Origin of the sequence: Streptomyces sp. NPDC049970 (genome assembly GCF_040660235.1) — a bacterium.
Lineage (GTDB): Bacteria > Actinomycetota > Actinomycetes > Streptomycetales > Streptomycetaceae > Streptomyces.
In genome coordinates this window covers 66,857-84,434 of the sequence record NZ_JBFALP010000006.1, presented here as the reverse complement: position 1 = coordinate 84,434, position 17,578 = coordinate 66,857, and the positions used below count along the sequence as shown (strand labels likewise).

The window sequence follows — 17,578 nt, the reverse complement described above, 5'->3', positions numbered from 1 at the left end:
TACGGTCGCATCACTTCGCTCATAGTACTACAGATGGAGTTGTTTGAATTGCGAAAGCTCGTGTACTTCGTGGCTGTCACCCTCGACGGCCGTATCGCCGGTCCAGGCGGCGAGTTCGACTTCTTCCCCCAAGGTGACGAGCGCCAGGCCGCCCTCTACTCCTCCGTGGTGAACACGCTGTACCCCGAGACCGTCCCGACCGCGTTCCGTGCCGCCGCCGGCCTCGCCGACGTACCGAATCGGCGATTCGACACGGTCGTCATGGGCCTCGGCGCCTACCGGCCCGCCTACGACCACGGGATCACCAGCCCTTACGCGCACCTGCGCCAGTACGTGGTCTCCAGCACGCTCGAGCCGGACGTCGACCCGGCTGTCACCGTCGTCCCGGGTGACCCCCTCGCCCTTGTCCGCGGGCTCAAGAGGGAGGAGGGCGTCGGGCCGGACATCTGGCTCTGCGGCGGCGGCGTCCTGGCGGGCGCCCTCCTGCCCGAGATCGACGAGCTGGTGCTCAAGAGTTACCCGGTGGTCGCCGGATCGGGTGTCCCGGTCATCGACGGGGTCTTCGATCCCACCGCATTCGACGTCGCCGAGCGCACCTCCTTCCCCAACGGCGTCACCCTCACGCGCCTCACCCGCGCGTAGCGGCGGAGCTTTTCGGGCGCCGAGGGCGTGGAGGGTCGGGGGCCGGTGCACGAGCGCATGCGTTTCGCCGGCAAGCGGGCAGACTGGACGCGCGGACCCTTCGGAAGCCGGAGCTGCGAGGAGCCCTTATGGCCGTCGTGATGACGAGTGCGCTCGAGACGCTGCGCCGCCGAGCCGGCGAACTGCTGTTCGCACGCGTCGCGGGTCCGGAAGGCCCACGGAACCGGCAGGCGATCCACGGCACCCCCGGGCCGCGCTGGTTCCCCGACGGCAGCCCCGTACGACGTGTGCACGGGGACAGCGCGATGTTCGTCGGCGGACTGTCCGCGCTGCTCCTTCAGTCTCTTCACCCCCTGGCGATGGCAGCGGTCGCCGCCCACTCCGGGTTCCGCGGTGATCCCTGGGGGCGACTCCAGCGCACGAGCACGTTCCTCGCCACGACGACCTACGGCACAGCCGAGAGCGCGCGGTCCGCCTGCGAGCGTCTGAACGCGGTTCACGCCCGGATCGAGGGCGTCACCGACGACGGCGACCACTACCGCGCCTCGGATCCCCACCTGCTGGAATGGGTGCACATCGCCGAGGTGCACAGTTTTCTCCGGGCCCACCAGGAGTTCGGGGCGCATCCCCTGACGGACGCCGAGTGCGACGGCTACGTCGCCGGTACGGCGCGAATCGCCGAAGCCCTGGGCGTGCCCTCGCCGCCCCGATCGGTGGCAGCGTTGAGCGCCCGCCTGGGGGAGTACCGCACAGAACTGAGGTGCACGCCGGAGGCGAGGGAGACCACTCGCTACCTGCTTCTGCGACCCCCGGTCCCTGCTGCCGCGCTTCCGCTCTACGGTGCGCTGGCGTCGAACGCGGTCATCCTGTTGCCGCGTTGGGCGGCCTCGGAGCTGGGCCTTCCGCGCTGGGCGGCCGCTGAGCGCTGGGCCCTGAAGCCGGCGGGCAGAGCGGTCACGCGTCTGATCGGATGGGCGATGGCGGAGCCCGAGCCCACCGGGGGGAGGTCGGGTGGAAGCCCTGCGCCGGGGTAGGGGCGCGGCCCTGTTCGGCAGGCCGTCCGCCGCCGAGCAGGCCCGGACCACTGTGTGCTGACGAGGAAGCTGTGGCCCGGGTGCCCCCGAGGCGAGAGGCGGCCTTCACCCGGGCCGGGCGCGAGAGCGATCTACGGGGGCCGGAGCCGCTCGGCGCGGGGGAGCGCGGTCCGCACGGCCGGTGTGCGCGGGTGCGGCCTCCACCTCCAGATGAGGCCTCGCCCGGACCGGGTGGGGCCACACCCTCTCCGGGCGACCCGGCCGGTCATCTCCTGACCGGTGCGGGAGGAGTCAGGTGTCCCGGCCCGCCCGCGCCATCTCGTTCACCCGGCCGCGGACGAGGAACCAGCCGCCGACCAGTGCCGCGGCGATGAGCGGGAGCAGCATCACGGTCGTCCGGCCGACGCCGCCGCCCCACCACATCAGGAAGGTCACGCCGACGAGGAACAGCAGCGTGACGATCTGGGTGTACGGAGCCCAGGGCAGGCGATAGGCGGGCCGCGTGACCCTGCCGTCCTGCGAGCGGTGCCAGAACACCAGGGAGCAGAGCATGATCATGCCCCAGGTCCCGAGGATCCCGATCGACGCGAAGTTGAGCACGATCTCGAATGCCTGGCCGGGGACCACGTAGTTCAGCCCGACCCCCAGCACCCCGAAGCCCGCGGTCAGCAGAATGCCGCCGTAGGGAACCTGTCCCTTGTTCATGAGTCCGGTGAAGCGGGGTGCCGAACCGGACAGCGCCATCGAACGCAGGATGCGGCCGGTGGAGTACAGGCCGGAGTTCAGACTGGACAGGGCGGCTGTCAGTACGACCAGGTTCATCACACCGGCCGCACCCGGGACGCCGAGCTTGTCCATGACCGTGACGAACGGGCTCTGGCCCGCGGAGTACGCGGTGTAGGGGAGCAGTAGTGCGAGCAGCACCACCGAACCGACGTAGAAGAGCCCGACCCGCCACATGATGGAGTTGATCGCACGGGGCATGATCTTCTCCGGGTTCTCCGTCTCGCCGGCGGCGACTCCGCACAGCTCGACGGAGGCGTAGGCGAAGACGACGCCCTGGATCACGAGCAGCATCGGAAGGGTGCCGACGGGGAAGATGCCGGTGTCCGAGACGGTCGACAGCCCCGGGGTGTGACCGTCCACCGGATGCCGGGTGACGACGAGGAAGATCCCGATCAGCATGAAGGCGATCAGAGCCGCCACCTTGATGATCGCGAACCAGAACTCCATCTCGCCGAAGTACCTCACCGAGATGAGGTTGGCCGTGAGCACCACGGCGAGGGCCGCCAGCGCGAGGATCCACTGCGGGATGTCGCTGAACATGCCCCAGAAGTGGGCGTACGTAGCCGCCGCGGTGATGTCCGCGATCGCGGTCGTCGACCAGTTGAGGAAGTACAGCCAGCCTGCCGCGAAGGCGCCCTTCTCACCCATGAACTCACGGGCGTAGGAGACGAAGGCGCCGGACGACGGGCGGTAGAGGATCAGCTCGCCGAGCGCGCGTACGACCAGGAACGCGAAGACACCGCACAGGGCGTACGCGATGGCGAGCGAGGGGCCGGCGTCGGCGAGACGTCCGCCCGCACCCAGGAAGAGCCCGGTGCCGATGGCGCCACCGATGGCGATCATGTTGATGTGGCGGGACTTGAGGTCCTTGCTGTAACCGGCGTCGCCGGCGTCCACGTGGGGGGAACTCGCCGCGGGTGTGCCGGCGGCGAGCTGATCGGCTGCTGTGATGCTGCCGTCACTCATGGATGGGGTTCGCCTTTGTGAGGGGAAGGAGGGGCGGTCCCTGCCGGGCCGGTGGGGAGGCCCGGCGATGGCTCGAAGGAGCATGATCAGGAACCCTGCGATTCTGGCAGTGCACCGCACCCGAGGAAAACAAATCTGAGGTATTTCAGAGGTTTCGGCACGGTAAACAATGACGCTCTCGTCGCCGGAGGAGGAGTGGCGCCGTACTCGCCGCTGCGTCTCGTCGCACCCTTGGCGCTCGGTATACGTCCAGCCCGATCGCAGGTGCGAACTCGCCCGGCGCCCGTGGTCGACGCGGACGGCCCTGTTCGGGCGAAAGCGCCGTCTCCGTTCGTTCGGTGCGGATGTGTCGATGCGCGACATCCATTCCAAATGGCGCTATCTCGATCTCCTCGACCCGTCAGCCGACTGTTGACAGGCCGGATCGGCATGATCAATCATCGCGGGACGGTCGCCCTGATCGTTTCTGTCCGGTCGTGAGGCCGGTGCGGGTGGGGCGGTACCGGCCACTCGGTCGGCACGGGTCGATCCTGTGCATCAGCGGCTTCGCGGCCCGAGCTCACACCCCGCAGCGGGGAGCGGAGTTGCGCGGTCCCACCGTCACGTACGAACACAGTCGGGAAGGCAGCCCCCGGTGCCACACGCCTCACGCCATGTCAGTTCCCTCCCGCCTGCGGCTCCGGAACCGGGCGGGCGCGAAGATCCCGGATCCGCGGTGGTGGTCAGGCCGGCCTCGTTCGCCCAGAAGCGCCTCTGGTTCCTGGCTCAACTCCCCAGCGGGAACGCCGCGTACAACGAGCCGCTGGCCTTCCGGCTCGACGGGCCGCTCGACCACGAAGCCCTCGCGCGCTGCCTCGACGTGCTTACGGAGCGTCACGAGGTGCTGCGGACGCGCCTCGTGGAGTGCGACGGAGAGGTGTGGCAGCACATCGACCCGCCCGGTGCGGGATTCCGCTTGGACCTGGCCGATCTGACGGGCACCGCCGATCCCGACGCGCGCCTCGACGCGCTCCGGTCCGAGGAGGCCCGGACCCCCTTCGACCTCGCCGCCGGCCCGCTGGGGCGCGGCCGCCTGGTCACTCTGGGTCCCGAGGCCCAGGTCCTGCTACTGACGTTCCATCACACCGTCTACGACGGACACTCGATGAGCGTCATGATGCGCGAACTGGGACAGCTCTACGCGGCCCGGACCACCGGTGAAGCCGACCCGCTGCCCCCGCTCACCATGCAGTACGCCGACCACGCGCAGGTCCAGCAGGAGGCCGTCACCGGCGGCGGTCTGTCCGACCAGGAGGCCTACTGGCAAGGTGTCCTCGCCGGCGCCCCCACCGTGCTGGAGCTCCCCGCCGACCGCACACGCCCCGCCGAGCAGGCGTACGACGGCGGCCGGACCGAGTTCGCGGTGGACGCCGAGACCACCGCCGCGCTGCGCGCCATGGCGCGCCGGCACGGTGCCACGCTCTTCGTGGCCGTCCTGACCGGCTGGGCGATCCTGCTCTCGCGGCTCTCCGGACGCACCGACATCGTTGTCGGGAGCCCGGTCGCCAACCGCCGGGGGCCCGCCGCCGCAGACCTGATCGGGTTTCTCGTCAACTCGCTTCCCCTGCGGGTCGACCTGTCCGGCTCACCCACCGTGACCGAGGCGCTGACGCGCACCCGCGCCGTCGTACGCGAAGCGCTCAGAAACCAGGACCTGCCCTTCGAGCGGATGGTGGAGCTGGTCAACCCGCCTCGCAGTGCCGCCCACACCCCCCTCTTCCAGACGATGTTCGCCTGGCAGCCGGACCGGCACGACCTCCTCGACCTGCCCGGAGTGCGGGTGCGCCCCTTGCCGATCGGCCACGCTCCCGCCCGCTTCGAACTGTCGCTGGTGGCGGTCGACGCCGGGGACCGCGTCCTGGGCCACCTGGACCACGCCACCTCGCTGTACGACCCGGACACGGTGCGACGTTGGGCCGGACACCTCGAACACCTCCTGCGGGACATGGCACGCGCACCCGAGCGGACCATCGGGGCCCTGGAGTTGATGGACGACTTGGAACGGCTGCGTCTGCTGCGTGACTGGGATGCCACCGGAGGCGTTCTGGAGCCCGCGCCCCGCGCACCCGCGGGATCGGTGACGCCGTCCTCCGTCCTGGCGGCCACCGGGCTCGTGGAGCTGTTCGAGACCCAGGTGCGGGACCGGCCGCACCACACGGCCGTCGTCGGCCCCGACGGCACCCTGGACTACGCGACCCTCGACCGCCGGGCCGGCCGCCTCGCCCACGCTCTCACCGCCCGCTCCGTGCGCCCCGGCGACGTGGTGGGCCTGCACGTCAACCGCACGGCCGCGCTGGCCGTCGGCATCCTCGGCATCCTCAAGGCCGGTGCCGCCTACCTCCCCCTCGACCCCGGGCAGCCGTACGACCGGCTCACCGCCATGACCGAGGACGCGGCCTGCCCGCTGGTGCTGAGCGACCGCGCCGGGGACGGACGCCCCGGCCAGTGGCTGGACCTGGCGGCCGTCGAGGCCGAGGGAACCGACGAGCGGGCGCCGGGCGGCATCGGCCACGCCCCGGACCAACTCGCCTACGTGATCTTCACCTCCGGCTCCACCGGCCGGCCCAAGGGCGTCGCCGTGGAGCACCGCAGCGTGCTCAACCTGTTCGCCAACTGGCAGTCCCGCATGGGCTCCGGGCCCGGCGAGCCCGGCTCCGCCTGGTCCAGCATCGGGTTCGACGCCTCGGTCCACGAACTGCTGCTCCCGCTGATCACCGGCGGAACGCTGCACATCGTCCCCGAGGAGTTGCGCGGCGATCCGGCCGCCCTCATGACGTGGATGCGCGAACACGGCATCACCCAGGCCTTCCTGCCGCCCGCGTACGTGAAGTGGATCGACGAGGACCCCGACCGACGGCTGGCGGGACTCCGGCTGCGTACCCTGCTCACCGGCGTCGAGTCGCTCACCGAGGCCGCCCTGCACCGCCTGATGCGGCATCAGCCCGGTCTGCGGATCTGTTTCGGCTACGGACCCACCGAGGCGACGCTCTACAGCACCGCCTACTACGAGCCCGGGCCGCTGGAGCGGCAGTGCCCGGTGGGGCGTCCGATCGGCAACACCCGGCTGTACGTGCTCGACCCGGACCTGCGACCGGTGCCGCCCGGCGTGGTCGGCGAGGTCTACCTCGGCGGTGACTGCCTCGCCCGGGGCTACCTCAACCGCCCGGACCTCACCGAACAACGCTTCCTGCCGGACCCGTTCCTCCCCGGCGAACGCGTCTACCGCACCGGAGACCTCGCCCGCCGCCTCCCCGACGGCCAGGCCCATTACGCGGGCCGCGCCGACGACCAGGTGAAACTGCGCGGGTTCCGGATCGAACCCGCCGAGATCGAGGCCGCGCTGGGCACGCTCTCCGGCGTCCGCGAGGCAGTCGTCCTGGTCGACCCGGACGCCGACGGACAGCCCCGGCTCGTCGCCTGTGTCGGGCGGGGCGAGGCGGCACAGCGCACCACCCACGACTGGCGCACCGCGATCGGCCGCCTGCTGCCCGACTACATGGTCCCGGCCGCCTTCGTGGACCTGCCGGCCCTCCCGCTCAACCGCAGCGGGAAACCCGACCGGGAGGCGCTGCTCCGGCTCGCCCACTCCCAGGCGTCCCGCGGGGTCAACGCGGCCAGCCCGCGCGACCACATAGAGCACGGCCTCCACCGGATATGGGGGGAGATCCTGCTCGCCCCGGACATCGGCATCAGCGACGACTTCTTCGAGATGGGCGGCACCTCCCTGTCCGCGATCAAGATGGCGCACCGCGTCGCCGAGACGTTCGGCCGGCCCGTACCGGTCGCCGAGATCATTCTCCGGCCGACCATCGAGGCCCTCGGCGCGGTGCTGCGCGAGGGAGGGGCACCCGGCGCCACCGGCAACGTCATCGAGTTCCGGGGTGGCACCGGAGCGCGCGTGATCTGCGTACACCCCGCCGGGGGCACCGCCTTCTGCTACCTGCCGCTGACCGGACTGCTGCCCGACTCCGTCGCCCTGCACGGCATCCAGTCCCCAGGACTGAACGCCGGCGAGAACCACCTTCCGACCGTCGAGGCGATGGCCGAGACGTACCTGCGGCTCCTGGAGCCCCTGGGTCCGGGGCCGCTCGTGCTGACCGGCCTGTCCTACGGCGGACTCGTCGCCCACGAGATGGGGCGCAGGCTCGCCCTGAGCGGCCGCACCGACGTCAGCGTCGTCCTGCTCGACACCCAGGCCACCGACGAACCGGCCGCACGCGCCGCCATCGCACCCGTGGACATGGCCGAGTTCCGCGACAAGCTGGTGCGGTTCAACGGCATGTACCCCGGTATCGAGGACGCCCAGGTGGAGCGGTACTTCCGCATCTACAACCACAACCGGATGACCGCCCGGGACCACGTCCCGGCCACCTCCGGTGCACGCGTCGTCCTCGCGCAGGCGGTGCCCGGGCGCGAGGACACCCCCTTCCACGCGGAGGTGCGCGACTTCTGGCGGCGCCGCTGCGCCGGCCTACGGGTCGAGACCATGGACTGCGACCACTGGGAGATACTGGAGAGCGCCGAGGTGCCACAGGTGGCGGACATCATCGCCGCCGAACTCGCCCACCACGCAGCCCCGTCGGCCACCGGCAACGCCCTTCCGGCCCGGGAGGCGTGATGCACGACCACACCCTCCCGCCGACCGGCGCCCCCGCGGATTCCCACCCCCCGGCCGTCCACCCGCTTCCGCCGCCCTCCGCCCTGGCCGAGGCCGTGCTCGCCCAGGCCCGGCGCACCCCCGGCGCCCCCGCCGTCGAGGACGGAACCGTCGTCATCGACTACGCCGGACTCGACCGCCTCAGCGGCCGGGTGGCGTCCGCCCTGCGTGCCGCCGGCGTACGTCCTGGTCAGGCGGTCGCCGTATGCCTTCCCCGGTCGTGGCAGCTCGTCTGCGTCATGCTCGGCATCCGCCGTGCCGGGGCGACCGTCGTACCGCTGGACCGTCTCAGCCCCGACCGGCGCCGCCGGCACATACTCGACGACTCAGCCGCGGTGGCGGTCGTGCACGCGGCGGCGGACGGAGTCGACCTGCCGGCCTCCCTGCCCGCACTCGACGTGGACCGGCTGACAGGAGGCGACGACGCGCCCGCGGGCGTACGCACGCCCGACGGACCGAGCCGGGGCACCGCCTCCGAGGCCGCCTTCGTCTTCTACACCTCGGGGACCACAGGCCTGCCCAAGGGCGTCGAGGTCACCGACGCGGGCGTGCTCCGGCTGGCCGGAGCAAAGTACGTGATGGAGGGTCAGGGCGGCCGCTACGGCTGCCTGTCCAACCCCGCCTTCGACGCACTGAGCTTCGAGGTCTGGACCCCGCTGCTGACCGGCGGCGTCTGTGTCGTCCTCCACGACGAAGTGGTGCAGAGCCCCACGCTGTTCGCCGCCGCCCTCCGGGACCTGCGCATCGACACGCTGTTCATCACCGTGTCCCTGTTCAACGCCGTCGTGGCGGCGGTTCCCGACTGCTTCGCCGCCGCGGACCGGGTGCTGATCGGGGGCGAGCAGCTCAACGCCCACGTCGTGCGACGATGGTACGAGACCAACACGGACAGCTCCACGGTCCTGTTCAACGCCTACGGACCGACCGAGGCCACCACGTTCGCGCTGTGCCACCCCATCGCCCGGGAGTCCACCGCCGACACCGTCCCCATCGGCACCGCCCTGCCCGGTACCGGAATCCTCCTGCGCACCCCTGACCGGCGCATCGCGGAACCCGGCGAGGCAGCCGAACTCCTGCTCGCCGGAGAGGCGCTGGCCCTCGGATACCGCAACCTTCCCGAGGAGACCGAGCGGCGCTTCGTGCTCCTGCCACGAGCGGAGGGCGGCGAGGAGCGCTGGTACCGCACCGGCGACCTCGTACGGGCGGACGACGAGGGCCGTGTCACCTATCTCGGCCGCGCCGACCGCCAGGTCAAGGTGCGCGGCTTCCGCATCGAGCCGGGGGAGGTGGAACGGCACCTGCTGGCCCATCCCGCCGTGCGCCAGGCCCACGTGTGCACCCGGCGCGAGGACGCCGACCAGCACGAACTGATCGCGTTCCTGGTCCTGGAGGGCGACCTCTCCTACGGGGCCTACGAGCAGCATCTCGCCGACACCCTCCCGGCGTACATGCGCCCCCACCGCACGCACCCGGTCGAGCGGATCCCCCTGAACGCCAACGGCAAGGCGGACGAGGCCGCCCTGCTCGAGACCGCACAGGCCCAGCCACCCTGGCGTGGCGAACACCGCGGCGACCAGGCGGCCACCGCCGCCCAGCGGGAGATCCTCGACCTCGCCGCGGAGGTGCTCGGGGTCGCGGAACTGCACCCGGCCGACCGCTGGATACCCAGCGGCGGGGACTCGCTCAAGGCGCTGCGCCTACGGTTCGACATCCAGCGCCGGTTCGGCGTGGACGTCCCCCAGGACCTCGTCCTGAAGGCCGACTTCGCCGCCCTCGCGGACGCCGTGCACGCCCCCGACGCCGCCGGTGACGTCCGTCCGCCCGTCCCTGTCGCCGCCCCTGGACCCACCGCGCCCGCCTCCAGCGAGCAGGAGCGCCTGTGGGTCCTGCACGAACGGGACCCCGAGGACGCGGCCTACGACGTCCCGCTCGCCTTCGGTGTACGCGGGAACGTGCGCCTCCCCGCGCTCCGGCGGGCCGTGCGGACCCTGGTGGAGCGCCACACCTCGCTGCGCACCCGCCTTCTCCCGACCGCACGGGGACTGCTGCAGGAGGTGGAGGCCCCCTACGATCCGTGGCAGCCCTGCGAGGCCGGTGCCGACGAACCTTGGCAGGCCCCGGCCGCCCGCTTCTTCGCCCACCGCTTCGACCTGCGCTCCCCGCACATGTGCCGCGCCACCTGGCTGCCGTCCGTGCCCGACGGCCCGGCCCGAGGTGCCGCCGACGGGGGAACCCTGCTGCTGCACCTGCACCACATCGCTGTGGACGGCTGTTCGCTCGGCATCCTCCTGCGCGACCTCACCGAGGCCTACGACACGGCGTACGACGGCGACGAGGGTGCCGAACCCCCTCCCGCGCACGGCACGGCCACGACCGTCGCGCAGTTCGCCCACTGGCAGCGGGCCTGGCGTGCGACCCCGGCCTACGACGAACAGCGCAACCGCCTGCGTGCGCACTACGAACAGGGCGCCGAGGCCGCGCCCGCCGCAACGGCGCCCCCCGCACCCGTCCGGCCCTCGGCCCGCCTGCTGCGTACCACCCTCGACACGGCACGGCGCGGCGCACTCGACCGGCTCGCCGCCGAGCACGGCCAGACCCGCTTCCAGCTGCTGCTGTCCGCGTACGTCTGGAGCCTGTACGGCGTGACCGGCCAGACCAGGCCGCTGGTGGCCGCACCGGTCGCGAACCGTCCCCGCCCCGAGTTCGCGGACACGGTCGGCATGCTCGCGAACACCGTGCTGCTGCCCCTGGACATGGAGCCGGAGGCCACACTGCACGTCCTGCTCAGCCGGCACGCGGCGATGTCCGAGGAGGTCCTGCGAGGACAGGAGGTCCTCCTCGCCGACGTGGTGGCGGACCGGCCGGCCGACGCCCGGGGCGACCTCTTCGACTACCTGTTCGTCCAGGAGAACACCGACTTCTCGGCCCTGCGTCTGCCCGGCTGCACCGTCGGCCCGCTCTGGCCGCGCCCGCTCGGAGCCAAGTGCCGCATCACGCTTTCGATCGTCGAGCACGCCTCCGGACTCGACTGCCTGTGGGAGTACCGGGAGGACGTGGACGAGGAGGAGGTGAGGGCAGCAGCCCTCCTCCTCGCACAGGCCGTCGACCGGATGGCCGACGGCGCCGACGTCCGCCTGCGCGACCTGGTGGCTCCGTACCGCCGTACGCTCCCCGAGTACGGCCGTGGCCCCGAACCCGCCCTGGGGTTCACCACCGTGGCCGAGGGTTTCGAACTCCAGGTGCGGCGCACCCCTGACGCCCCGGCGGTCGCGACGGATCGCACCACCCTCAGCTACGCTGAACTCGACGCACACGCAGCCGTGCTGGCGGAGCGCCTACGCCCCTACCTGCCCGAGGATCCGGCCGCTCCGGCCGCCGTAGCCCTGTACCTGGAACCCTCGGTCGAGCACGTCGTGTCCCTCCTGGCCGCGGCCCGGCTCAACCTCACCGCCGTGCCGCTCGACCCGTCGTACCCGCCGTCCCTGCTGCGCCAAGTCATCGCCCAGGCCGCCCCCGTGTGCGTCCTGGTGGCACCGGAGCGCGCCGACGCGCTCGACACCATCGCGCCCGCAAGCCTGCCGCGCCACCCGCTCGTATGCCCGGCAGACCCCCCGGCCGCGGAGCCCGCCCCGGGACACCGGGCGCTGCGCCCCCTGTACACGCTCTTCACCTCCGGCTCCACCGGAACACCCAAGGGCGTCCAGGTGCCCGACCGGACCCTGTGCAACCTGCTGTCCTGGCAGCGCGACCACGGCGGACTGGCCGCCCCCGCCGTCACCCAGCAGTTCTCCATGCTGTCTTTCGACGTCTCCTTCCAGGAGATCTTCACCACCCTGTGCTCCGGCGGACTCCTGCGCCTGGTCGACCCCGCCTGGCGGCAGGACATGCCCACTCTCCTGGACCAGTTGGAGAGCACGGGCGTGGAGCGCCTCTTCCTCCCCTACGTCGCCCTGCAACTCCTCGCGGAACACGGCGTACGGACCGGCCGCCACCCCTCCCGGCTACGCGATGTCATCACCGCGGGCGAGCAGTTGGTCTGCACCGACGCAATCCGCAGCTGGTTCGCCGGACTGCCCGGGGCGCGCCTCTTCAACCACTACGGCCCCACCGAGACACACGTGGTCAGCGGCCTGTGCCTGGAGGGCGACCCGGCCCTCTGGCCACTGCGTCCAGCCATCGGACGGCCCGTCTCGGGCGCCCTGCTCCGAGTGGTGGACAAGGACGGCCAAGCCGTTCCTCCGGGAGCAACCGGCCACCTGTGGCTCGGCGGCCCCATGGCCGGGCGCTGCTACCTGGGCGACACCGGACTGAACCGCACCCGCTTCGTCGACGACCCCGAGGCCGGCACCTTCTACCGCAGCGGCGACCTCGGCCGTTTCGACCGCGAGGGCCTGCTGCACTACGCCGGCCGGATCGACGCCCAGGTCAAGATCAGCGGACACCGGCTGGAACTCGGCGCGGTCGAAGCCGCGCTGCTCCAGTACCCCGGAGTGACCAACGCGGTCGTCACGGAGACGGACGGCTCCCTGGTGGCCTGCCTCCAGGCCGACCAGGACCCCGACATCACCGAGCTCGACCGCCACCTGGGCGCACTGCTCCCACCCCACGCCCGCATCAGCCGCTTCCGTCGCCTGACCCGACTGCCCCGCACACCGAGCGGAAAGGTGGACCGCCAGGGCGCCCTGTCCGCCGCCGGGCACGAACTGCGCCCCCGCGACGATGCCGGCCCGGCACGCTCCGCGCTGGAACGCAGGCTCACCGACCTGTTCCTGGCAGTCACCGGCCGGCGCCCCGGTGTGCGGCAGCGCTTCTTCGAAGCGGGAGCCACCAGCCTGGACCTGATGCGCTTTCAACTGCGCTGCGCCGGCGAGGGCGATCTGCATTTCGGCGTGCCGGAACTCTTCGAGTACGTCACGATCCACTCCCTGGCACGCCTCATCGAGGAGCGCGGCACACAGGCGGTCGACGCCGACGTCCCTCCTGGCACCCCTGCGCCCGCCGTGCCACCCGCAGCGCCCGGCCCGGACAGCCGCACGGCGGCCCGGGCCGCCCCGGACAGCGGTCGCACACGCCCTGCCCCCGCCGACGAACCCGTCGCCGTCATCGGCATGGCCGTCCGTCTTCCCGGCGCCGTCGACCTCGCCGCCTTCTGGGACCTCGTCACCTCCGGCGGGCGGGGGATCGAGGACTTCCCGACTGCGGACGGACTGGTGGGCGCCCGCAGCCAGATGGACGGGCTCCTCGCCTTCGACCCCGGCCACTTCGGCATCAGCCCGCACGAGGCCCGGCTCATGGACCCGCAGCAGCGGCACCTGCTGATGGCCTGCGCGCAGGCGCTCGCACACGCCGGCATCGCCGACGCCGGCGACGGGCGCGTCGGCCTTCTCGCCGCGTGCGGCGAGAACACCTACTTCCAGAACCTGCTGCGGGAGGCCGACCCCGCCGCACTGCCCGACTCCTTCCGGCTCGCCCTGCACCACGAGAAGGACTTCCTGTCCACCCGGGCCGCCTACCACCTCGGCCTGCGGGGACCGGCGCTCACAGTCCAGTCCGCCTGCTCCAGCTCCCTCGTCGGCGTCCACCTCGCCGCCGGCCTGCTGCGGCAGGACGACGCCGACGTGATGCTCGTCGGCGGTGTCCTCGTGGACCGCGACCTGACGGACGGGTACACCCACCGGCCGAACCACATCTACTCCCCGGACGGCCACTGCCGTCCGTTCAGCGCGGACGCCGCCGGTACCGTCGGCGCCAGCGGTGTCGGCGTCGTCGTACTCAAGCCGCTCGCCGCGGCCCGCCGCGACGGCGACACCGTCTACGCCGTGATCACGGGATCCGCCGTGAACAACGACGGTGCGGACAAGATGAGTTACAGCGCGCCCTCGCTGGCCGGACAGCGAGCCGCGGTGAGCACCGCCCTGCGCCGCAGCGGCCGTGCCGCCGCCGAAGTCGGCTACGTGGAGGCCCACGGAACCGGTACGCGACTGGGCGATCCGGTCGAAGCCGCCGCCCTGCGTGCCGGATACGGACTGGCCGACGACGCGGGACTCGCCCTGTCCTCCGTCAAGAGCCAGATCGGACATACGGGCGCGGCCGCCGGTGTGGTGGGGCTGGTACGGGCGGTGCTGGCCGTACACCACGGCACCATTCCGCCCACCGCCGACTTCGACCGCCTCAACCCGGCCATCGACGCGGGTCCGTTCCGGATACCGGTGACGGCACAGCCCTGGCCCCACGCGACACCGCGCGTCGCGGGCGTGAGCAGCTTCGGCATAGGCGGGACCAACGCCCACCTGCTGGTGGAGAGTCCGGCCGGTACGGAGACGCCCCCTCAGCCGCGCGACGAACCTGTCCGCTCGCCAATGCCCTGCCTCGTACTGTCCGCCAACTCGCCCGCCGCACTGCGTGCCGACGCCCACCGGATCGCCGCCTACCTCGGCGCCCACCCGGGCGAGTTCACCCAGGTGCTGCGCCACCTCCAGACCGGCCGGCCCGTACGGACGTACCGGGCCGCCGCCGCGTGCGAGGACGCCGAGACGGCCGTCGCCTGGCTGCGTGCTGTCGTACCGCAGGCCGTGCCGGTGCCGCCGACCGGCGTCCCGGCCGTGGGCAGCGACGCGCAGGAGCTGGCCACGGCGTGGGCCGCCGGCCACACCGTCGACTGGACGCCCGGACCGGGACCCGCGCCCTGGGACTTCCCGCCGCCCGCCTTCGACCTGGCGGACTACGACTTCCCGCGCGGGAGCCCGACGCCGCGGACACCGGCGTACACCTCTCCTGCACCGCGGCCCGGGACACCTGCGCCCGTGTCCGGCCTGACCCCGGACCCGCAGCGGCTCCCCGCCGACCGGTGGATGCACCAGCCGCAGTGGACGCGGCTCCGCAGGGCCCGGACCGACGGGTCGGCCGTGGCGCGGACCGCCGTCGTCGTCGCCGGCGAGCGGACCGACCCGGCGGCGTGGAGGGAACTTGAGCTGCGCTACGCGCGAGTGGTGCGGCTGGTGCCCGGCAAGGACCTCATCCGGATCGACGACGACCGCTACGAGGCGGACCCCGCCGACACCGGGCACCTGGCGGCGGTACTGGCCGAGGCGAGCGCACCGGGCCCGGCGGGCACCGCCGTCGACTGGCTGCACGCGCTGCCCCTCGCCATCGACGGAGACGTCGGCGAGCGGTCCCTCGACACGGCCCGTCGGGCATGCCTCGACACCGTCGCCGCCCTGTCCCGGGCTGTCGCGGAGGTCGTACGGACCCACGGCCGGGAACGGGACCGGCCCCGCGTGTGGCTGCTGTCCTGCGGCGCCCAGCCGGTCACGGGTCCGGTCCGGAGGCCGGAGGCCGGTCTGCTGGCGGCCGCGACGCGGGTACCGAACCAGGAACTGGGCACGGAAATCCGGTGGTTGGACCTGCCCGGCCCCGATCCCACCGCATGGTCGGCGTTCCTGCCCGACCTCCTGCTCGACGCCCCGCCGGAGACGTCCGCCGTCGCCTTGCGCGACTCCTTCTGGTGGCACCGCGCCATCCACCCCGTGACAGCCCCGGACGCCGTGCTCGGGACCGAATCGGACCGCAGGCGTGAAGCGTGGGGGTGGGGGACGGGTACGTACCTGGTCCTCGGCGGCACCGGTGGTATCGGCGCCGTCATCGCCGCCCGGATCCTCCGGCGTCCGGAGAGCCGAGTGGTCCTGCTGTCCCGCCGCGCCCTGCTCCCGCCGGCCCTGGCACCATGGCGCGACCGGATCACGTTGGTGCGGGCGGACCTCGCCGAGGAGGAGACGGCCGATATCGCGGCCCGCCTGGCACCGCACCTGGACAGCGGCCTGGCCGGCATCGTGCACGCGGCCGGAACGGCAGCCGGAGGGCTGATCGCGCTCCGCGACGCGGAAGCCGCCCGCGGGGGGACGGACGCCAAACTCCGTGGCGCCCTGCTCATGGAACGGCTCATCGACTCGCACGAGCCGGGCCACGCCGTCTACTGCTCGTCCATGGCCTCCTTGTTCGGCGGCGTCGGACAGTTCGACTACGCCGCTGCCAACGGATGCCTGGACGCGTTCGCCCAGTACGGGACGGCCGACGGCACGAGCCGCACCGTCCGCACGGGCATCGGCTGGGACATCTGGCGCGATGCCGGAATGGCCCGGAGCGCGCTCGGCCACGACGAACAGCACCGCAGGCACCTTCTGACCGGCCTGACCTCCGACGAGGGTGCGGCCGTGTTCGAACAGGCCATGCGTCTGCAACTCCCACACCTCTGGGTCAACACCACCGACCTCTCCCAGGCCCCGAGCTTCTACGAACGTCCCCCGACCGCCGCCGTGGAGACGACGCGCGGTCCCGCGGAAGGAGCGCCACCGACACCGCACCTGCCCCCCGGCCACGACCGCCTCGCGCAACTCGGCGAGACCGTCGCATGGTTGCTCGGTGTGGACGACGTCGGGACCGACGTGTCGCTGTACGACCTCGGCGCGGACTCACTGATGCTGCTCGAACTCGTGGACCAGATAAAGCAGCGCTTCGGCGCAGACCTCGACCTCTCCCGCTTCAGCCACCGTGTCAGCGTGGCCGAGATCGCCGCCCTCATCGACGCCACCGTCGCGGACGACGCACGCTCCGCCGCGTCGGATCCCTCGGTGCAGGTCGAGGTGTGGCAGCGAGGCGTCGACGGATCGGACGTGCTCTGCCTCGTCCATCCGGTCGGCGGCGACATCCAGGCCTACCGCCCGCTCGTGTCCGCCCTGGGCGACCGGCTCACCGTGTGCCTGATCGCTGACCCCGCACTGCGCGCCGCCCCGGAACGGCCCGGCGAGCTCATCGCCGACCGCGCCGCACGCTACCTGGACGCGATCCGGGCCGAGCTCGCCGGATCCGACGGCAGACTGTTCCTGGCCGGCTGGTCCTTCGGTGCCTGGGTGGCCCTGTCGATGGCGGCCCATGCGGAGGAGCACGACCGACCGGTGGCCGGCCTCTACCTGCTGGACCCGCCGCCGCCCGGCGCGGGCGCGGCGGTCGCCACCTACGACGACCAGCAGGTGGACGCCGTCTTCGCCCGCGAACTCGGCGGCAACCGTGCGGGTGGGCTGAGCGAGAGCGGACGAGAGTACGCCGAACGCCTGGCCCGGTGCTGCCGTGCCAACCTGGCGGCGATGGCCGGCCATCGGCTGCCACGCCTGAGCCGCACCCCGAGCTCGCTGTGGATCGCGGAACGTACCGTCCCGGACGTGCCGTCCCTCGCCCCGGAACCCGTACCGAACGAGGAGTGGGACGCTCACCTGCCGCCGCCGGTACGCGCGCACCGCATCGACGCGGACCACTACACGCTCGTCGCCCCGCCCCACGTGGAGTCCGTGGCCGCCGTCATCCTGCGCGACGCGGCCGTTCCCGGTGAAGCCGGGGACGGGGACCGGACCGACGCCGGCGCAGCACTCCGGACCCCGCGCTGACCGCCACGACCACCGAC

Annotated in this window: 5 protein-coding genes; 4 read left to right on the top strand and 1 reads right to left on the bottom strand. The window is 72.4% G+C overall.

Going from position 1 to position 17,578, the window contains the following annotated elements; all coding sequences use genetic code 11:
* Positions 1-48 precede the first annotated feature (48 nt).
* Positions 49-642 (top strand): dihydrofolate reductase family protein, encoded by a 594-nt coding sequence (locus AB0I83_RS13695; RefSeq protein ID WP_363304695.1) that lies wholly within the window; start codon positions 49-51, stop codon positions 640-642.
* A 128-nt stretch (positions 643-770) separates the two neighbouring features.
* Positions 771-1,676, top strand: a complete 906-nt coding sequence (locus AB0I83_RS13690) for an oxygenase MpaB family protein (RefSeq protein ID WP_363304694.1) — start codon at positions 771-773, stop codon at positions 1,674-1,676.
* A gap of 291 nt (positions 1,677-1,967) precedes the next feature.
* Here AB0I83_RS13690 and AB0I83_RS13685 read toward each other — a convergent pair whose 3' ends face one another.
* Complete coding sequence (locus tag AB0I83_RS13685) at positions 1,968-3,428, bottom strand: amino acid permease (RefSeq protein ID WP_363304693.1); 1,461 nt, start codon at positions 3,426-3,428, stop codon at positions 1,968-1,970.
* A gap of 634 nt (positions 3,429-4,062) precedes the next feature.
* Here AB0I83_RS13685 and AB0I83_RS13680 point away from each other — a divergent pair.
* Together AB0I83_RS13680 and AB0I83_RS13675 are read left to right on the top strand one after the other, a co-directional pair.
* Positions 4,063-8,085, top strand: coding sequence for an amino acid adenylation domain-containing protein (locus AB0I83_RS13680; protein ID WP_363304692.1), 4,023 nt, complete (start codon positions 4,063-4,065; stop codon positions 8,083-8,085).
* Positions 8,085-17,561 carry an amino acid adenylation domain-containing protein gene (locus tag AB0I83_RS13675; RefSeq protein WP_363304691.1) on the top strand — a complete coding sequence of 3,159 codons (9,477 nt, stop codon included), beginning with the start codon at positions 8,085-8,087 and terminating at the stop codon, positions 17,559-17,561. Before AB0I83_RS13680 ends, AB0I83_RS13675 begins: the two co-directional genes overlap by 1 nt.
* The last annotated feature ends 17 nt before the right edge of the window (positions 17,562-17,578 follow it).